This is a genomic window from Enterobacter sp. 01-M-02-SI-ECC (genome assembly GCF_047530595.1).
In the GTDB taxonomy this organism is placed as follows: domain Bacteria; phylum Pseudomonadota; class Gammaproteobacteria; order Enterobacterales; family Enterobacteriaceae; genus Enterobacter; species Enterobacter cloacae_M.
Genome location: NZ_JBLKCZ010000002.1, coordinates 356,837 through 373,900 on the forward strand (window position 1 = coordinate 356,837; position 17,064 = coordinate 373,900).

The 17,064-nt window shown below is 55.9% G+C and carries 20 protein-coding genes and 1 pseudogene; 5 read left to right on the forward strand and 16 right to left on the reverse strand.

Going from position 1 to position 17,064, the window contains the following annotated elements:
* The first annotated feature begins 29 nt into the window (after positions 1-29).
* Entirely contained in the window at positions 30-1,718 is a 1,689-nt protein-coding gene (dgcQ, locus tag ACMWLG_RS04790) for a cellulose biosynthesis regulator diguanylate cyclase DgcQ (protein WP_045403196.1), read from the forward strand.
* On the opposite strand, the gene ACMWLG_RS04795 is transcribed toward dgcQ, so the two are convergent.
* Both ACMWLG_RS04795 and yodD read right to left on the reverse strand, forming a co-directional pair.
* On the reverse strand, positions 1,715-2,515 hold the full coding sequence (locus ACMWLG_RS04795) for a mannosyl-3-phosphoglycerate phosphatase-related protein (RefSeq protein WP_023312313.1): 801 nt from the start codon (positions 2,513-2,515) through the stop codon (positions 1,715-1,717). The two genes, dgcQ and ACMWLG_RS04795, sit on opposite strands and share 4 nt — an antisense overlap.
* Before the next feature lie 301 nt (positions 2,516-2,816).
* Positions 2,817-3,044 carry a YodD family peroxide/acid resistance protein gene (gene yodD / locus ACMWLG_RS04800; protein ID WP_008500310.1) on the reverse strand — a complete coding sequence of 76 codons (228 nt, stop codon included), beginning with the start codon at positions 3,042-3,044 and terminating at the stop codon, positions 2,817-2,819.
* A gap of 129 nt (positions 3,045-3,173) precedes the next feature.
* Between yodD and dsrB the strand changes: the two genes are divergently transcribed.
* On the forward strand, positions 3,174-3,362 hold the full coding sequence (gene dsrB / locus ACMWLG_RS04805; protein ID WP_013097741.1) for a protein DsrB: 189 nt from the start codon (positions 3,174-3,176) through the stop codon (positions 3,360-3,362).
* A gap of 101 nt (positions 3,363-3,463) precedes the next feature.
* On the opposite strand, the gene rcsA is transcribed toward dsrB, so the two are convergent.
* The 14 genes and pseudogenes from rcsA to fliF form a co-directional block, all read right to left on the reverse strand.
* The gene (rcsA, locus tag ACMWLG_RS04810) at positions 3,464-4,087 is read right to left on the reverse strand and encodes a transcriptional regulator RcsA (protein ID WP_008500313.1); all 624 of its coding nucleotides are present in this window, start codon (positions 4,085-4,087) and stop codon (positions 3,464-3,466) included.
* A 287-nt stretch (positions 4,088-4,374) separates the two neighbouring features.
* A pseudogene (fliR, locus tag ACMWLG_RS04815) lies at positions 4,375-5,167 on the reverse strand (flagellar biosynthetic protein FliR); the annotation flags it as partial.
* 7 nt (positions 5,168-5,174) lie between these two features.
* The gene (gene fliQ, locus ACMWLG_RS04820) at positions 5,175-5,444 is read right to left on the reverse strand and encodes a flagellar biosynthesis protein FliQ (RefSeq protein ID WP_008500315.1); all 270 of its coding nucleotides are present in this window, start codon (positions 5,442-5,444) and stop codon (positions 5,175-5,177) included.
* A gap of 9 nt (positions 5,445-5,453) precedes the next feature.
* On the reverse strand, positions 5,454-6,191 hold the full coding sequence (gene fliP, locus ACMWLG_RS04825) for a flagellar type III secretion system pore protein FliP (RefSeq protein ID WP_008500316.1): 738 nt from the start codon (positions 6,189-6,191) through the stop codon (positions 5,454-5,456).
* Complete coding sequence (fliO, locus tag ACMWLG_RS04830; RefSeq protein WP_023312309.1) at positions 6,191-6,565, reverse strand: flagellar biosynthetic protein FliO; 375 nt, start codon at positions 6,563-6,565, stop codon at positions 6,191-6,193. Before fliO ends, fliP begins: the two co-directional genes overlap by 1 nt.
* Positions 6,566-6,567: 2 nt before the next feature.
* Positions 6,568-6,981, reverse strand: a complete 414-nt coding sequence (gene fliN / locus ACMWLG_RS04835; RefSeq protein WP_023312308.1) for a flagellar motor switch protein FliN — start codon at positions 6,979-6,981, stop codon at positions 6,568-6,570.
* Positions 6,978-7,982: a flagellar motor switch protein FliM gene (gene fliM / locus ACMWLG_RS04840; RefSeq protein ID WP_023312307.1), complete on the reverse strand. Its 1,005-nt coding sequence runs from the start codon at positions 7,980-7,982 to the stop codon at positions 6,978-6,980. Before fliM ends, fliN begins: the two co-directional genes overlap by 4 nt.
* A gap of 4 nt (positions 7,983-7,986) precedes the next feature.
* Positions 7,987-8,457, reverse strand: coding sequence for a flagellar basal body-associated protein FliL (gene fliL / locus ACMWLG_RS04845; protein ID WP_045403200.1), 471 nt, complete (start codon positions 8,455-8,457; stop codon positions 7,987-7,989).
* A 106-nt stretch (positions 8,458-8,563) separates the two neighbouring features.
* Entirely contained in the window at positions 8,564-9,799 is a 1,236-nt protein-coding gene (gene fliK / locus ACMWLG_RS04850; RefSeq protein WP_045403203.1) for a flagellar hook length control protein FliK, read from the reverse strand.
* On the reverse strand, positions 9,796-10,239 hold the full coding sequence (gene fliJ, locus ACMWLG_RS04855; RefSeq protein ID WP_023312304.1) for a flagellar export protein FliJ: 444 nt from the start codon (positions 10,237-10,239) through the stop codon (positions 9,796-9,798). The genes fliK and fliJ overlap by 4 nt, the downstream gene beginning before the upstream one ends.
* A gap of 21 nt (positions 10,240-10,260) precedes the next feature.
* Positions 10,261-11,631: a flagellar protein export ATPase FliI gene (gene fliI / locus ACMWLG_RS04860; RefSeq protein ID WP_023312303.1), complete on the reverse strand. Its 1,371-nt coding sequence runs from the start codon at positions 11,629-11,631 to the stop codon at positions 10,261-10,263.
* A complete protein-coding gene (gene fliH / locus ACMWLG_RS04865) occupies positions 11,631-12,338 on the reverse strand; it encodes a flagellar assembly protein FliH (RefSeq protein WP_023312302.1) in 708 nt (235 codons plus the stop codon). The genes fliI and fliH overlap by 1 nt, the downstream gene beginning before the upstream one ends.
* Positions 12,331-13,329 (reverse strand): flagellar motor switch protein FliG, encoded by a 999-nt coding sequence (fliG, locus tag ACMWLG_RS04870; RefSeq protein WP_023312301.1) that lies wholly within the window; start codon positions 13,327-13,329, stop codon positions 12,331-12,333. The genes fliH and fliG overlap by 8 nt, the downstream gene beginning before the upstream one ends.
* Positions 13,322-15,001: a flagellar basal-body MS-ring/collar protein FliF gene (gene fliF / locus ACMWLG_RS04875; RefSeq protein WP_045403208.1), complete on the reverse strand. Its 1,680-nt coding sequence runs from the start codon at positions 14,999-15,001 to the stop codon at positions 13,322-13,324. Before fliF ends, fliG begins: the two co-directional genes overlap by 8 nt.
* A 228-nt stretch (positions 15,002-15,229) precedes the next feature.
* Here fliF and fliE point away from each other — a divergent pair, with 228 nt between their 5' ends.
* The 3 genes from fliE (at position 15,230) to yedD (ending at position 16,929) form a co-directional block, all read left to right on the forward strand.
* Positions 15,230-15,544: a flagellar hook-basal body complex protein FliE gene (gene fliE / locus ACMWLG_RS04880; RefSeq protein ID WP_008500329.1), complete on the forward strand. Its 315-nt coding sequence runs from the start codon at positions 15,230-15,232 to the stop codon at positions 15,542-15,544.
* Between the two features lie 68 nt (positions 15,545-15,612).
* Positions 15,613-16,407: an FkbM family methyltransferase gene (locus ACMWLG_RS04885; RefSeq protein ID WP_045403211.1), complete on the forward strand. Its 795-nt coding sequence runs from the start codon at positions 15,613-15,615 to the stop codon at positions 16,405-16,407.
* Positions 16,408-16,515: 108 nt separating this feature from the next.
* Positions 16,516-16,929 carry a lipoprotein YedD gene (gene yedD / locus ACMWLG_RS04890; protein ID WP_414762952.1) on the forward strand — a complete coding sequence of 138 codons (414 nt, stop codon included), beginning with the start codon at positions 16,516-16,518 and terminating at the stop codon, positions 16,927-16,929.
* Positions 16,930-17,064 lie beyond the last annotated feature (135 nt).

The following is a 17,064-nucleotide window of genomic DNA, read 5'->3' on the forward strand; positions in this document are numbered from 1 at the left end:
GGGTGTAAGGCAGCGATCAGGGAGTGTGTGTGCAGCGCGATACCTTTGTTGTAAGAGAATCCTTTTTGCAATGGCTGCATAAGCGTAGCAATCCGGGGTTGATTGTTAATCTCTGTTTTCTGGTGGTTCTGGTATTTTCCACCCTACTGACCTGGCGTGAAGTGGTGGTACTGGAAGAGGCCTACATCTCCAGCCAGCGCAATCATCTGGATACGGTGGCCAGTTCTCTGGACCGGCAGCTGCAGAACAGCGTGGACAGGATGCTGTTTTTCCGTCAGGGCATGCATGATGCGATCGAGACGCCGCTGGCCTTTGAAGTCTTACAGGATGCGGTATCACGCTTTAATACCGTCCGCATGCTCCCAACCTGGCAGATTGCCGTTGATAAAAAGCGCACGCTTCCCATAAACGGGGTCTCGGATGTGTTCGTGGATAAAACCACGCTTCTGAATCGGGATGCTGAGCGCATCAGTCATGAAATTTCTGCCGCGCTCGAAGTGGGGTATCTGCTCAGGCTGGCGTCGTCGAGAGCGCAAACGGAAGCGCGCGTGATCTACGTCTCCCGCGCGGGATTTTTCATTTCCACGGATACGCCGGACCAGGCGGGCGACATTACCTCCCGCTATTACCATCTTGTCACGCAGTCCTGGTTTACCCAGCAGTCAGAGCGGAACAATCGCGCGCGCGCGGTGCGCTGGTTTATCTCTACCCCGTCATCCTGGACCAATGATGAACGTACGATTACCGCCAGCGTCCCCATCTATTTCGATCATTACTGGTATGGCGTTGTGGCGATGGATTTTACGTTGGGCACCATGCAGCGTCTGCTGGCCGATGCGACGGAAGACCGAACGGAAGGGGAGTATCAGCTGTACGATACCCGGCTCAATATGATTGCCACCTCTGCCCATACGGAAAACGCGGTTAACCATTTTGACGAACGCGAAACGGCGCAGATTGCGCAGGCGATTGAGCACGCTACCGGCGGCGGGATCCGCCTCGGAAGCCGTTTTGTGAGCTGGGAGCGGCTCGATCACTTCGACGGCGTTGTCCTGCGGATCCACACCCTGCACGAAGGGGTACAGGACGACTTCGGCAGCATCAGTATCGTGCTGGCGCTGATGTGGGCGCTCTTTACCGCCATGCTGTTGATCTCGTGGCTGGTGATCCGCCGCATGGTGAGTAACATGTACACGCTTCAGCACTCGCTCCAGTGGCAGGCCTGGCATGACCCGCTTACCCGGCTGAATAATCGCGGCGCGCTGTTCGACCGCGCAAAATTGCTGGCGGAAACCTGTCGCCAGCAGTCGCTGCCGTTCTCGGTGATTCAGATCGATCTCGACCATTTTAAAAACATCAACGACCGCTTCGGCCATCAGGCCGGGGATAAGGTGCTCTCCCACACGGCAGGGCTGATTGCCAGCGCGTTACGCAAGAATGATGTGGCAGGGCGCGTAGGCGGGGAAGAGTTTTGCGTCGTCCTGCCGGGGATCGGCCTGGAGGAGGCGAGAAGCGTCGCGGACCGTATTCGCTGCCGCATCAACAGTAAGGAGATCCTGGTGAAGAAGAGCACGACCCTGCGCGTCAGCGCGTCGCTGGGGGTCAGCAGCGCGGATGAAGCGGGAAACTACGAGTTTGAACAGCTGCAGTCCGTGGCGGACATCCGGCTGTATCAGGCCAAACAGAGCGGGCGTAACCGGGTCGTCTGGCGGGATTAAGAAAGGAAATGATCCAGCCCCTCCTGCCAGCCCTCCGGGCCGGGCTGTCGGGTGTGATAAACCCGGGCGGGGTTATCGTCCCGTAGCGTGATGCCCTCACGGTTAATGCCCTTAATCACTACCGCGAAGTCAACGCTGTCGAGCAGCGGCGCATCATTGGGACCGTCGCCGAGCCCCAGCGTGGTGGGTTCAATCTCTTCCAGCTCGCGGTATTGCTCAATTAGCCAGTTTACCGCAACGTCTTTGCCGCAGCGGGCGTCCAGCACATGCCAGAAGCGCGCGCCCTGCAGGCATTTCAGTCCGACATTCGCCAGCTCCTCTTCAAACTGAACCATTTTCTCGTCGGTATCGCGCCAGATGAGCGTGACGGACGCTTCATGCTTGCGGGCAAGCGCCGAACGGTAGCGCGTCAGTCCGGTCCACTCGCTGATAACGTGCTCATCCACGTCGTCAAAGGTAGTGAATTTATAGCCCGTCTGCAGGCGAATTTGCTCGATTCGCGGGCGAATATCCCGGTGCGTCATCCCCCTGATCTGGCGCTGAATCTTATCCCAGCGTACGTCAGGCTGAATCACCGCGCCGTTCTCGGCAATAAAAGGCAAGCCTTCAAGCCCCAGATCCAGCTGGAGATCCAGCATCTCTGCCGCGGTCTTGCTGCTGCAAAGAATGACCGGAACCTGATTATCCAGCAGCCTGTCCAGCCAGGGCATGGCGGGTTGCCACTCATAGGTGTGAATATCCAGCAGTGAACCATCCAGGTCAGAGAAAATCAGCAATGTATCCCGCAGTGAAGGCATAGCGACTCCTGGTAACAGATGCGTTTCGTCCTAAGAAAATTCCTAAAAAATGATTGAGGCGAAAACCGCAGATAAGAGGGATTCCCCTGGCAAACCCGCATTCGGCGTGTGTTATTGCTCATAACTAAAAGCATTATGTTAAAAATATTATATTCATCGTAAGAATATATGCTTGTCAGCCAAATTCGTTGGGGATAGTGTGGCATGTACATCAGATTTCCTGGTGTAACGAATTTTCAAGTGCTTCTTGCATAAGCAAGTTTTGATCCCGGTCATCCCCATGACCGGGATTTTTTTCGCCCTACCGATTGGCTTCAGACACGCTAAAGTCGTGAATATCAAGCTCGAAGGCCTCCGCCAGCTCGCGATAGGTGTGATAATCCCTTCCGTTGACAATGACGCGGTCCGAATTGTCGTCCGACCGGCGGACTTCTGACTCACTGATCTCATTGATGGCGGCCAGCAGGGCATCGACATCCACCTCGACTTCGCGCTTGATGGTGTCGCTGTACTCTTTATCGGTCTTCATTACGGGGTTCCTCATTCAACCGTGTCCAACGGTAAGTATAGACTGTGCATAAAAACGCCATTCACACCGGGCGGCGATGTGCGTTTTTGCGTTTTGTTCTACACTGGCTCAAAACCAGAGGAGGAATGTATGAAGGTCAACGATCGGGTAACCGTTAAAACGGACGGTGGGCCGCGCCGCCCGGGTGTGGTGCTGGCAATTGAAGAGTTTAGCGAAGGCACAATGTACCTGGTATCGCTTGAAGACTACCCGCTCGGCATCTGGTTTTTTAACGAACTGGGGCATCCGGACGGTATTTTTGTCGAGAAGGCGGAGTAGCACGGCGTCGGGTAGCACATCGCGTGCCCGACAACCTCTCCAGAAGCAAAAATCTCTGGCCAGGCCAGAGATCAAAGGTAGGGTGCACAGGTCTTAAGCGACTAACGCATGTTAACGAAAATCCCGTTCGTCACATTATCGGTCAGGCGTACCACGTGGTAAATCACTTGCTTATTATGCGTTTTAATTTTCCTTTTAATATTTCCTTTGTGTGACGAAACGGTTTTCGCTTTAATATTCATCTGGTCAGAGATCTGAATAGTTCCTTGTCCCGCCATCCACATTCGCAGCATACTTGATTCAGTCCTGCTTAATGATAGGGTGGGTAAGTTAACCGCTCCTACATTTTTAACTTCTTTATTCAAATAATCACCCAGAATGTCATCCAGCGACTCGGGTTTAATCGATTTAGAACTGATCAATAAATTTTTACGGACCAACAAATACTCATCGAAATGGATATTCGCGATCGCCATAAAAACAATAAACAGGGTTTTTGGATGCTGATTAATGATTTGCTTAATGTGCTGACTGTTGGCTGGATCGTGAATGAAACAGTCCTCATTAATAAACACCACGCCTGGTTTTAGTTCGTCACAAGCGGCTGCGAGTTCGTCAACGGTGTGTGCATCGTTGATGTCTCTCTTTCTTACCCCTCTGCTTGCCAGGTACCCGGTTAACCCTAGCCGGGTGTAGCTGCATAAATCCATAATGATCGTTGACATGGCATACCCTCACTCAATGCGTAACGATAATTCACCATCTGCCTGAGAGCTCAAAACAGCCATACGGGATGGAAAAAAATAATAAACCTGTGAGCATGACAAAGACTTTCAGGCGGACTCACTATCCCGTAAAGTTACGTATAATTTGCCAGGAATCTTCTTAAAGTAAAGTAAATATTAAGTATTGTGAGATGGTTAGAAACAATTAAACCGCGTCAGATATATCCTGGAAGATGTTTTACGTGTTTTATTTTAGGAATATCCTCAGAAAGACAATAGCAACAGTGAGGGCTATTATTTGCGTGGCAGCTCGCTGACAATATCCGCTAACAGGTTGAATATCTCGCCGAATAAATGTTCACAGAAGGGAGCGATAAGTGGCATCAGTAATGACATTAATAAAATCCCAACCGTCAGCGTCAGCGGAAAACCAATGACAAACACTGAAAGCTGCGGCGCCATTCGGTTGAGTAAACCTAACGCCAGGTTGACGGTCAGCAGCAGGGTGATGATCGGCAGCGCCAGCATCAGCCCGTTGAGGAAAATCAGCCCCGCAGCGCGAGTAAGCGCGAGAAAAGCGTTGCTGTTCACCGGATTTTCGCCAATCGGTAGCGTATGGAACGTATCTACCAGCATGGAGATAAGCCACAGATGGCCGTTGAACGACAGGAACAGCAGCATGGCGAGCAGATCGATAATGCGCGCCAGCACGGGCATGTTGAGATGACTGCCGGGATCGACAAACGTGGCGAACGATAGCCCCATCTGCAGGCCGATCAGTTCCCCAGCGGTACGCACCGCGGCAAAGGCGAGCTGCATGGTAAAGCCGACGGCGACGCCAATCATCACCTGCTGCAGGGCCACCCACACCGCATTCGCTGAGAAGATCGGAATATCCACGGGGGGAAGAGAGGGCGCAACGATAATGGAGATGATGATGCCCAGCCCCACCTTGACCCGCTTGGGTATCGATTTCTCACTGAGAATGGGGGCGGTGGATATCAGCGCCATGATGCGCAGCATCGGCCAGAAATAGACGCCGAGCCACTGAACCCACTGGTCGCTGGTGAAGTGCAGCATCGTCAGGTCAGCCGATGATGTACGGCAGATTGGTAAACAGGTTGCGCATATAGTCCAGCAACAGGTTCAGCATCCACGGCCCGGCCACGATAATCGCCACGAACACGGCGATGATTTTCGGGATGAACGACAGCGTCATTTCGTTAATCTGCGTGGCGGCCTGCAGGATACTGATAATCAGACCGGTAACCAGCGCAACAAGCAGCAGGGGCGCGGCAACGGCAATCGCGATTTTCATCGCTTCCGTGCCCATCATCATGACCGATTCGGGTGTCATTGCCGTTCCTTAACTGTAGAAACTCTGCGCCAGCGAACTGACCAGCAGCTGCCAGCCGTCGACCAGTACAAAGAGCATGATCTTAAAGGGCAGGGCAATGGTCGCGGGCGGCACCATCATCATCCCGAGCGCCATCAGGACGCTGGCGATCACCAGGTCGATAATCAGGAACGGAATAAAGATGGTAAAGCCGATCTGGAACGCGGTTTTCAGCTCGCTGGTGACATAGGCAGGCAGAAGAATACGCATTGGCACCGCTTCCGGTCCCTGCAGCTCGCCGGTGTTGGACAGGCGGGCAAAGAGGGCCAGGTCGGCTTCGCGCGTCTGGCGCAGCATAAACTCTCGCAGCGGCTGAGCGCCTTTATCCAGCGCCTCCTGCATGGAGATTTTGTCTTCGCTGAACGGCTGATAGGCGTCGGTATAAATCTTGTCGATAACCGGCGACATAATGAAAAAGGTCAAAAACAGCGCCAGCCCAAGCAGAACCTGGTTTGGCGGTGCGGAAGGAGTTCCAAGCGCGTTTCGCAGCAGACCAAAGACGATGATGATGCGGGTGAAGCTGGTCATCATCAGCAGGATGGCCGGAATAAACGTCAGCGAGGTGATGAACACCAGCGTCTGCACCGGAAGCGACCAGCTTTGTCCGCCGCCCGCGAGAGGGGTGGAGACCAGACCGGGCAGCTGTGCATAAACCGCGGGAGCAAACAGGCCAACGCCCGCAAGCGTCAGGGATAACAAACGGCGCATCAGGATCTCCCGGAACGCTTAAGCAAACTCTTCATGACGGACTGAAAATCCGCAGGGGCGTCTGCGCGCTCGTCCACCACAACAGGGGCGGGCGGCAGCTTGTGTAATACGCTGATGTTTGAGGCCGTGACGCCCAGGACCAGGCGCGCGTCATCCACCTCTACGATGACCACGCGCTCGCGTGGACCCAGCGTGGTGCTGGCGCTGACCTTCAGGCCGCGGGCACCGGCGGTTTTACCCGCCAGGCCAAAGCGCTTAGCCAGCCATGCGGCGATAAGAATAAAGGCAATAATACCGAACAATGCCCCGCTCACCTGGAGCAGAGGCGAGCCGGGAACGGCAGAAGGCTGTGATATTGTTGCCTGGGTTTTCATGCTTAACGGCTCAGACGACGCATACGTTCAGACGGGGTGATGATATCGGTGATGCGTACGCCGTATTTATCGGCAACCACCACCACTTCACCCTGGGCAATCAGATAACCGTTGATCAGAATATCCAGCGGCTCGCCGGCCAGACCGTCAAGAGCCACCACGGAACCCTGCGTCAGGCGCAGCAGTTCTTTGATGGTCATGCGGGTGCGTCCCAGCTCAACGGTCAGCTTAACCGGGATATCCATAATCAGGTCGATATCCTGCAGCGTGCCGCTGACGTCACCGCCGCCGAGCTGCTGGAATACGGCATCCGCTGCACTTTTGGCCGGGGGTGCTTTTTGCTCGTTTAACGCGTCAGCCCACAGATCGTCCAGTGCTCCGCTGTTCTCATCGGACGGATTGTTCATGTCACTCATTTGGGCTGTTCCTCATTCAGCGAATTCAAAATCGGGTTGATCAAGTGCTCAACGCGTAACGCATACTGACCGTTAATCGTGCCGTACTGGCTTGTCAGCACGGGGACACCATCCACATGGGCAATAATGCGGTCGGGTTTTTCTATCGGCAAAACATCACCGGGTTGTAATTTCAGGATCTGAGATAACCGCAGCGGGATATCGGCGAAGCTCGCTACCAGCTCAAGCTGCGAATGCTGGACCTGGCGGACCAGGTTTTCACGCCAGTTCTGGTCTTCGTTGCGGGAGTTCTCCAGCGGCGGGTTAACCAGCAGCTCGCGCAGCGGTTCGATCATGCTGAACGGCAGGCAGATGTTGAACTCGCCGGTCAGGTTACCGATCTCCACGTGGAACGGCGTGTTAACGACGATATCGTTCGGGGAGGTGGTGATATTGGTAAATTTCACCTGCATCTCAGAACGGACGTACTCCACTTCCAGCGGGTTAATCGCTTTCCACGCGTCGCTGTAAGATTCCAGCGCCAGCTTCAGCATGCGGTTAATGACGCGCTGTTCGGTGTGGGTGAATTCACGACCTTCTACTTTGGTCGGGAAACGCCCGTCGCCGCCGAACAGGTTATCCACCGCTATAAACACCAGGCTTGGCGAAAACACCACCAGGCCGGTGCCGCGCAGCGGCTTCAGATGAATCAGGTTAAGGTTGGTCGGCACCGGCAGGTTGCGGGCAAACTCATGATACGGCTGAATGCGGATCGCACCGACCGTGATATCCGGGCTACGACGCAGCAGGTTAAACAGCCCCATACGGAACTGACGTGCAAAACGTTCGTTAATGATCTCCAGCGCCTGCAGACGTTCACGTACCACGCGACGCTGGGTATTCGGGTCATAGGGACGAATATCGCTATCGCCGCCAATACCCGGTTGCGGATCATCATTGTTATCGCTGTCGCCGTTGAGCAGCGCATCGATTTCTGCCTGAGAAAGAATACTGTCGCCCATGTCGTTACCGCAGAATGAATGCTGTATACAGAACGTCAGTGACTTCCTGCTTAGGTTGGCCGTTTACCAGCGGGGCCGCCAGCGTTTGTTTAATGGCGTCGACCAGCTTTTGCTTACCCACATCGGTAGCCAGCGCCGAAGCGTCCTGACGAGAGAACAGCAGCAGAAGGCGGCTACGCACTTCAGGAAGGTAATCGTTCAGACGTGAACGGGTGGCTTCATCTTTCAGGCGCAGCGTAATGCCAACGTAAAGCACGCGATCCGCATCACCCAGATTGACGGTGAAGGTATCCAGCGGGAAGAACACTGGAGCCGGCGGAGGAGGTGCTTCAGCTTTGGCTGCAGCGGTGGTCGGTTCCTGCTGCATACGCCAGTAACTATAGCCCGCGGTAGCGCAGGCGGCGAGCGTGATCAACACCAGCAGCGGGATCCAGATGGAACGCTTACTTTTTTTGGTGATAGCGGAGTCAGTCATCTGATACGAGCTTCCTGTTTCGGTACAGCTTAATAAGGTGATTATCCCGTGTCCTGCTGTCGTCAAAGCGTGGAAAAGACGGGGATAATCACGCTACCTCTGGCGTTTAGGCGAAGATGTCTACGGCACTGTTACCGCGCGCTGCGGACTGCAGGGCGGCAGGAACAGGCAGTAACTCATCGCTCTCTTCATTAAAACTGCCGGTGTTGCCGGAACGCGAAGCCTGGTGCTGCTGCTGGGATGAGGACTGCTGCTGCCCGGCGAAGGTCTCGCTGCTGACGCTGCTCTGGGCAAGCTGAATGCCGTTTTCCGCCAGTGAGGTCCGCAGTACCGGCAGCGCGGCTTCCAGCGCCGCACGAACGTGGCTGTGTGCAGAGACCATCTGCAGCTGGGCCTGATTGTCATCCAGCTTAAGCGAAATTTGCACCTGACCCAGATCTTCCGGATGCAGGCGCAGCTCTGCCGTCTGCTGGCCCTGCTTAGTGAACAGGGTGATGTGCTGGCTCAGGGACTGCTGCCATTCGTGGGTCCCCAGAGGCTGGCTTAACACCGGCGCGGGGGCGACGGTGGCAGCCGTCTGACTGGTCGCATGGCTGGACATAATCGGTGCCAGGGTAGCCGTCGGCGATGATGATGAGGAGGCGCTGGCGAGCTCCTGCTTCTCTGCGGTTGCGGCCACGGCCGGTGTGGCCGGCGCGTTGCCCGACAGGGCAGGGTCGCTGTTTTTCGCCTGGCTCTGATAAGGCGTAGAACTTTGCGCTTTATCATGGCTACCCGGAGGCGCGTTCAGGGACGGTTGGCCCGCGCCGTTTTGCGAAAGCGTCGCGGAATTCAGCGTTGAGGTGGCGGATACGCTCTCGTTGCCTGCCACGCGAGAGGCGGTAGTTTGCTGCTGGTGCGGCAGCATCGCCATCAGCGCGCTTAATCCGGCCAGCTCTTCTTCGCTCAGGTCGCTCTTACCGTCATCTTTGCCGTTTGCCGCATTGAGCGTCTTCAGCGCGTCGCCCTTAGACAGCGGCACCAGCCCGGAAACCAGCGTATCAAGCGACGCGATCGGCGACGTTTCATCGCCTTTCAGCGCGGGCTGGCGCGAGAGCAGGTCGGCAATTTTTGCCTGCAGGGTGGTATCCCCTTTGGCGTCCTGAGCCACTTTCGACAGCTTACTGCCGGCGGCTTTCAGATCGGCCAGGGTCAGCGGCGCATCTTTGCCCTTGCCCGTTGCGTCCGAGAGGGCGCCCGCCAGCAGAGAAAGAAAATCCTGTGCACCGTCGGCGCCTTTCCCCGTTTGCGTGCCGCCTGACAGGTCGCTGTCGCTCATCAGCAGTTGTTGCAGTGTGATCATTCCGGTTTCCTCATTGATGCGCGCTGGGCAAACTCATCCATTTTCTTCTGATCCAGACGGTTTTCCGCCAGGGTCGTTGCCGCGATCTGTCGGTCCTGTAAAGTCTGCCAGGCCTGCAGCCGCTGCTTCTTCTCGCGCCAGAAATTGAGCGCGGTATCGACTTTCTGGGTCCACTGGTTAAGCTGCTGGCGATGCTGATCTATCGCCTTCTCCAGCGTCTGGATAAACTGCTGATAGTTAATCCAGCGCTGGCTGCCAATGCCCTGTGTCATATCGGTATTGAGGTTGGTGCGATATTCATGCTGATAGTCGATCAACATCTTCAACTGTTCTTCAGCCTGCTGGCACCCGCGTCGCATTGCGCCTAGCTGCAATGCGGCATCATCAACTTCTTTTTCAGCCAGATCTTTCAGCGTTGATAACGCGCTGTTTTGCGCCATGACCTTCGCCCTCCACCTGTGTTACACCTGCGGGAAAATCAGCTCCAGTGCCTGAATTGAATCTTCCCAGTCGGCGCGTTCAAAAATGCCTTGTTGCAAAAATGCCTCCAGCTGTGGCCACAGGCTAATCGCCTTGTCGAGCATCGGGTCGCTGCCTTTGGCATACGCCCCCACGCTGACCAGATCGCGGTTGCGCTGGAAGCTGGAAAGCAGTTGTTTGAAGTTACGCACGCGGGCGTAGTGCTTCTCGGTTATCAGCGCCGTCATTGCGCGGCTGATAGAGGCTTCAATATCGATGGCCGGATAGTGTCCGGCTTCGGCCAGACGACGCGACAGCACAATATGACCGTCAAGGATCGCGCGCGCGGAGTCGGCAATCGGGTCCTGCTGGTCATCGCCTTCCGTCAGTACCGTATAGAACGCGGTGATGGAGCCGCCGCCGCTGATGCCGTTCCCCGCGCGTTCCACCAGCGCAGGGAGTTTGGCGAAGACCGAAGGCGGGTAGCCTTTGGTCGCCGGTGGCTCACCGATGGCCAGCGCGATTTCACGCTGCGCCATCGCGTAACGGGTCAGGGAATCCATGATCAGCAGCACGTGCTTGCCGCGGTCTCGAAAATCTTCGGCGATACGGGTGGCATACGCGGCACCCTGCATGCGCAGCAGCGGCGACACGTCTGCCGGTGCGGCGATCACCACCGAGCGGGCGCGGCCTTCCGCACCCAGAATGTTTTCAATAAAGTCTTTTACTTCACGACCACGTTCGCCGATCAGCCCCACGACGATCACGTCGGCCTGGGTATAGCGCGCCATCATGCCGAGCAGGACGGATTTGCCTACGCCTGAGCCGGCGAACAGGCCCATACGCTGTCCACGTCCCACGGTCAGCAGGGCGTTAATCGGGCGCACGCCGGTGTCCAGCACATGCTCGATAGGGGTACGCTGCAGGGGGTTGAACGGCTGGGTGATCAGCGCGCCGGTTTCGGTGGTGTCCGGGGAGGGCAGTCCGTCGAGCGGTTTCCCGCTGCCGTCCAGCACGCGGCCCAGCAGGGCAGGGCCAAGCGGCAGCTGTTTCCCGCTTTGCAGCCCGTCGCCAGAAATATTTTTGGCATACACGCGCGCGCCGGGCAGAATGCCTTCCACCTCTTCAAGCGGCATCAGGAACAGGCGCTGGCCGTTAAATCCGACCACTTCGCTTTCAACTTCACGCGTTTCCAGACCATCCTGACGCTCAATGACGCAGGTCGCGCCCAGCGGAAGCTGCAGGCCGGTGGCTTCGAGAACCAGGCCGGTGGCGCGCGTCAGTCGCCCATAACGACGAACGGATGGCAGTAGCGCCATCTTCGTCTCAAAGTTGTCGAGCGTGGTGAGCCAGCGGGTGAGGCGCGCAGTCATCAGACGACTCCCGGTGCCGCCAGGCGGCACAGCTCCTGCCAGCGGGTGGCGACGCTGGCATCCAGATCGCCTTCATCGGCAGAGACTTTGCAGCCGCCGTGATGTAGCGACGGATCGCCGCGCAGACGCCAGCCGTGCAGGTTAAGCGTCGCGCCCAGGCTCTCTTCAACGCGCTGCAGGTCGTCCGGATGGACGCGCAGCTGAGGTTTCCCGCTGAACAGCGGCTCCTGCTGAAGCAGACCCTGAATTTGTTTGATAAGCGCGGTGTTATCCACCACGGGCGTCTGGCCGATGACCTGACGCGCGGCTTCCAGCGCCATCTGCATCAGTCGCGAGGCAATCACGCTGTCCAGCGCGTCCAGCGTGTGCTGAAACTCGCTGACCAGCTGCTGCATGCGGGCATGGATCGGCGCCTGCTGCTGGCGCGCCTGATCGATACCGTGCTCTAACCCTTTCGCCAGACCTTCCTGATACCCCTGCTCGTGGCCTTTCTGGCGGCCTTCGTTCAGACCGGCGTTATAGCCCTGCTCGTGCGCCTGCATTTGCAGCTGCGCCAGCATCTGGGCCTGCTGCTCCTCTTCGGTCAGCTCGGGCTGCTCGACGTCCGGGTCAAGCTCTTCGGTTGCGATGACGGCCGGCGTGAACTCGGAGAGGGGAGGCGCCAGATCGTCCGGCGTCCAGCGCTTCCAGGGCAGCTCATTAGACATAGGTGTCGTCTCCGCTGCCAATCACCATCTCGCCGGTTTCCGCCAGACGACGAACAATAAGCAGAATGGCTTTCTGTTCGTTTTCCACCTGAGACAGACGAACCGGGCCGCGGTTGGCAAGGTCGTCGCGCAGGATATCGGCCGCACGCTGAGACATGTTGCGCAGGAACTTCTCGCGCAGCGGCTGCTCGGCACCTTTGAGGGCGATAAGCAGCGACTCGGAATCCACTTCCTGGAGCAGGCGCTGGATGCTGCGGTCGTCCACTTCGACAAGGTTTTCGAACAGGAACATCTCGTCGATGATTTTCTGTGCCAGCTCGCCGTCGAATTCGCGAACCGCCGTAATGACGGCCTCTTCCTGCTGCGTTTTCATCAGGTTGATAATTTCCGCCGCCGTTCTCACGCCGCCCATTTTGCTGCGCTTGAGGTTCTGGCCGTCGAGCAGGTTGTTCAGCACTTCGGTCAGCTCCGCCAGCGCGGCCGGCTGGACGCCGCCGAAGGTCGCGATACGCAGCATCACATCGTGACGCAGGCGCTCTTCGAACAGTGCCAGAATATCGGCCGCCTGGCCACGCTTGAGGTGGACAAGGATGGTGGCGATAATCTGCGGGTGCTCGTCGCGGATAAGGTCGGCGGCACTCTGCGGTTCCATAAAGTTGAGCGTTTCGATACCGCTGGCGGTATCGCGCGTTTCCAGAATATCTTCCAGCAGGCTGGAGGCACGCTCTTCGCCCAGCGCCTTGACCAGCACGGAGCGCAGGTAGTCGTTGGCGTTGATGTTCAGCGCGGCAAACTGTTCAGCTTCCTGTTCAAACTCTGCCAGCACTTCGGTCAGCTGCTTGTTGGAGATCTGACGCACGTTGGCCATGGCCGCACTGAGAATTTGCACTTCTCGCTGGGAGAGGTGTTTAAACACCTCTGCCGCGCGATCTTCGCCAATGGTCATCAGCAGGATGACGCTTTTATCGGTGCCCGTAAGCGTATTACTCATGTTCGTTACCCATCCACTGGCGGATGACCAGCGCCACGACGCGCGGATCGTTATCTGACATTTCGCGAATGCGCTGGCTCATCACCTCAGCGCCCATGCGCTGGTTAGCACGGCGCTGCTGAATCTGTTCATCTTTGCTGAGGCGCACTTCAACCGCTTCTTCCGTTTCCTGACGCGCAGACATCTGCTCGCGAGCCGCTTTTTCGGCTTCAGCACGGCGCTGGAGCTGCGGACGAACGCCCTTACGCCACAGCAGCCATGCGACAATCAGCACCAGCAGCCAGCGTCCTGCGGACATCAGCTGGTCGATAAACGCCTGCTGTTGCCAGAACGGCAGTTCACCGCCGGTCTCATCAACCGAGTTGAACGGTGAGTTCACCACGTTGAGGGTATCGCCGCGCTTCTCGGAGTAACCCATCGCTTCACGGGTCAGGTTTTCAATCTGCTTCATCTGCTCGGCGGTCAACGGCAGCGGTTTGCCGTCCGCCAGCGTTTTGTAGTTCACCACTACCGCAACGGAAAGACGCTGAATATCGCCAACGTTCAGTTTAGTGTGGCGAATCGTTCTATCCACTTCGTAGTTCGTGGTTTCGTTACGGCTGCTGCTACGCGGACCGGCGTTACTGGTCGTTGAGGTGGTCTGCTGATTATTTTGCTGACCGTTCTGCTGATTGGCCGGCGGCGTAGAGATCGGTGCCGCGTTAGCCGGGGCAGGCTGGTTAGACAGCGCGCCCGGCACGCCGCCCGGGTAGGCACCGCCGATCTGTTCGTTCGAATTGATCTGGCGTGAACGCATCACCGCCTGAGCCGCATCGCCGTTCGGGCTGTATTGTTCTTCAGTTTGTTCTTTATTCGCGAAGTCGATCTGCGCGGTAACCTGCGCGTGCACGTTGCTGTTACCCACCACCGGGCCGAGGATGGCTTCAATACGCCGCTGGAGACGGTTTTCGACATCGGCGGCATACTTCAGCTGCGCATCATTCAGATCGCGACCGGCGGTATTGGATTGCGTCAGCAGGTGACCGCTCTGGTCAACCAGCGTCACGTTACCCGGCGGCAGGCCGGCGACGGCGCTGGAAACGAGGTGCGTCACCGCGCTGATTTGCCCTTCGTCCAGCGCGCGGCCGGGTTCGAGGTTCACGGTAACGGAAGCTGAAGGTGATTTCTGTTCGCGGACAAATAAGGAAGGCTTAGGCATCGCCAGATGCACGCGGGCACTCTTCACCGGGCCTAATGTTTCAATGGTGCGGGCCAGTTCACCTTCCAGCGCACGCTGGTAGTTCACCTGCTCGCTGAACTGGCTGATACCGAATTTTTCCTGATCCAGCAGCTCAAAGCCCACCGCGCCGCCTTTCGGCAACCCCTGCTGAGCCAGACGCAGACGCAGTTCGTGTACCTTATCTGCCGGTACCTCAAGCGCACCGCCATTATCGGCAAAGCGATAAGGGATGTTCATCTGGGTAAGCTGGGTGACGATGGCGCCGCCATCCTGATCGGAAAGGTTGCTGTAGAGCGTCCGGTAATCAGGGCTTTTCGCCCACAGGACCATCGCTACAAGGATCGCAATTGCGGCAGCGCCTGCCACGATCAACGGGATTTTAGGATTCGCGCGAAGGCGGTTCATCCACTCGAGTGATTTATTCTGCGGCGCTGTCGATGCTGTTGCACTCATTGCGCACCTCTTAAATCCTGGTGGTTTACGTTATTCGTGTAGAGAAACAAAACTGACTCCCGGGTCGGCAAACACGACAAAAGTTCCATATTGATGGCCCTGCCATTATTTGATGATTCGTGATTTTCTATGCGTCAAATAACCTGGTTTTTTCATGCTATTTACCGCCATTATCTTATTGACAAGCTGTTAGTCTTGACCGCGTAAAAAACCATCCAGGGGAGAGTCATGGCTATACAGGGCATTGAAGGGGTAATCAGTCAGTTGCAGGCAACGGCGATGACGGCCCGTAATCAGAATGTGGCAGATCAGCAGCCGAGCATCAGCTTCGCGGGGCAACTGCATGCCGCTCTTGACCGTATCAGTGATACCCAGACCGCCGCGCGCACTCAGGCCGAAAAGTTCACCCTCGGTGAGCCGGGCGTGGCGCTGAATGATGTGATGACCGATTTGCAAAAAGCCTCGGTTTCCCTGCAGATGGGGATCCAGGTGCGTAACAAGCTGGTGTCTGCGTATCAGGAAGTGATGGGGATGCAGGTTTAGGCAGTGAAATGTCTTACCGAGATTTCAGACGTAGTTTCTTTTTACAAAGAAAGTTTACAGGATTACTTATGTTACCAAGAGTTCACGTCGTTAACTCATCACAAGGTAGCTTTCTGACCTTTGGCAATGATGTCATTTCCAATCACCTCTTTACCCAGGACAACTGGGAAAACTGGCTTTTTGCTATTACAGGTGAATTCACCAGAGGTTTTGATAAGCCTATAGTGTTCGATCTCGGGGCAAATCTGGGGGCGTATACCATACCTACAGCACTCATGCTGAATGAGCAAAATGGCCATATTTATTCTTTCGAACCACAAAAGGTTGTGTATTATCAGCTCTGCGGAAATATTTTCCTCAATCGTCTCAATAATGTAACAGCCCTGAACAAAGGGGTTGGTGCGGCAAATGGGATACTTGAGTTGCCAGTACCTGACTACCATAAAATGTATAACGTTGGTGGTTTTTCCATGATTGAGCAATATCGTTCAAACACGGGAGTAGAGGCGGCGATGAGCGGAGAAAAAGATGTCGTTCAAATTATCAAACTTGATGATGTTCTGTTTGAACAGAAAACGCGATTTTTGAAGATTGATGTCGAAGGCCTGGAACTGGAAGTTTTAAAAGGTGCCGTCGGATTCCTTGAGCATAATAATTTCCCTCCCTTTTCTTTCGAAGCATGGGATTTACCCTGGTTTAAGGAACAGCGTGAGGCATTGATGACCTTTATTCTTGAGCTGGGATACACAGTAGAACATATTCAGTTTGATGATTATCTGGCTCACCATCCTAAAAATGAGGCGAAAGTTGATTTCCTTCGCGATCAAAATGATCAACTGACTCGCGTCGTACGTGTGGCATAAAGTCTATGAGTCATCTGCAATAGGTAATTCTTATTTCATAAAGGGTTCTGACTAGAGTTGCGCGCGTTTTAATGCCAAAATGAATTTTTTCATTAACCTGGATTTTTCATGAAAAAGTTAGCAGTCACAGGCGCTCTGATAATCCTTGCCGGGTGTGTCCAGGTGGATAACTATCAAGATGTGATCAAACATCCTGTCCCGGCAAATCTGGCCGGATACTGGCAGTCGAAAGGGCTGCAGAGCAACATGGTCAGCCCGAAGGCGATTGCCACGCTGGTGGTGACGGAAGAGGGCGATACGCTGGACTGCCGTCAGTGGCAGCGCGTGATTGCCGTGCCGGGTAAAATCATGCTGCGTTCAGACAGTTATTACAACGTGACGCGTAAGCTGGATATCTATCCGCTGGAGCGCGACGGCTCGACGCTTGAGTATGACGGGCTGGAGCTGCAGAAGGTCGACCGCCCAACGGTTGAGTGTGCCGATTACCTGAGCAAGAATCCGCTCGAGAGTAAACTACCGTAGCCGTTTGTTGCCGGGTGGCGCTGACGCTTACCCTGCGGTTAAAAGCAAAACGGCAACCTCGTTGCCGTTTTTGGTGTTTGCGCCCTCTCCCCATGGGAGAGGGACGGGGTGAGGGCATCAGGCCGCACTTTGCCA

Excerpts from the sequence above, each read along its gene's own strand:
- ACMWLG_RS04795 (WP_023312313.1), bottom strand. The coding sequence starts at position 2,515 with ATGCCTTCACTGCGGGATACATTGCTGATTTTCTCTGACCTGGATGGT.
- yodD (WP_008500310.1), bottom strand. The coding sequence starts at position 3,044 with ATGAAGACCGATAAAGAGTACAGCGACACCATCAAGCGCGAAGTCGAG.
- dsrB (WP_013097741.1), top strand. The coding sequence starts at position 3,174 with ATGAAGGTCAACGATCGGGTAACCGTTAAAACGGACGGTGGGCCGCGC.
- rcsA (WP_008500313.1), bottom strand. The coding sequence starts at position 4,087 with ATGTCAACGATCATTATGGATTTATGCAGCTACACCCGGCTAGGGTTA.
- fliQ (WP_008500315.1), bottom strand. The coding sequence starts at position 5,444 with ATGACACCCGAATCGGTCATGATGATGGGCACGGAAGCGATGAAAATC.
- fliP (WP_008500316.1), bottom strand. The coding sequence starts at position 6,191 with ATGCGCCGTTTGTTATCCCTGACGCTTGCGGGCGTTGGCCTGTTTGCT.
- fliO (WP_023312309.1), bottom strand. The coding sequence starts at position 6,565 with ATGAAAACCCAGGCAACAATATCACAGCCTTCTGCCGTTCCCGGCTCG.
- fliN (WP_023312308.1), bottom strand. The coding sequence starts at position 6,981 with ATGAGTGACATGAACAATCCGTCCGATGAGAACAGCGGAGCACTGGAC.
- fliM (WP_023312307.1), bottom strand. The coding sequence starts at position 7,982 with ATGGGCGACAGTATTCTTTCTCAGGCAGAAATCGATGCGCTGCTCAAC.
- fliL (WP_045403200.1), bottom strand. The coding sequence starts at position 8,457 with ATGACTGACTCCGCTATCACCAAAAAAAGTAAGCGTTCCATCTGGATC.
- fliK (WP_045403203.1), bottom strand. The coding sequence starts at position 9,799 with ATGATCACACTGCAACAACTGCTGATGAGCGACAGCGACCTGTCAGGC.
- fliJ (WP_023312304.1), bottom strand. The coding sequence starts at position 10,239 with ATGGCGCAAAACAGCGCGTTATCAACGCTGAAAGATCTGGCTGAAAAA.
- fliI (WP_023312303.1), bottom strand. The coding sequence starts at position 11,631 with ATGACTGCGCGCCTCACCCGCTGGCTCACCACGCTCGACAACTTTGAG.
- fliH (WP_023312302.1), bottom strand. The coding sequence starts at position 12,338 with ATGTCTAATGAGCTGCCCTGGAAGCGCTGGACGCCGGACGATCTGGCG.
- fliG (WP_023312301.1), bottom strand. The coding sequence starts at position 13,329 with ATGAGTAATACGCTTACGGGCACCGATAAAAGCGTCATCCTGCTGATG.
- fliF (WP_045403208.1), bottom strand. The coding sequence starts at position 15,001 with ATGAGTGCAACAGCATCGACAGCGCCGCAGAATAAATCACTCGAGTGG.
- fliE (WP_008500329.1), top strand. The coding sequence starts at position 15,230 with ATGGCTATACAGGGCATTGAAGGGGTAATCAGTCAGTTGCAGGCAACG.
- ACMWLG_RS04885 (WP_045403211.1), top strand. The coding sequence starts at position 15,613 with ATGTTACCAAGAGTTCACGTCGTTAACTCATCACAAGGTAGCTTTCTG.
- yedD (WP_414762952.1), top strand. The coding sequence starts at position 16,516 with ATGAAAAAGTTAGCAGTCACAGGCGCTCTGATAATCCTTGCCGGGTGT.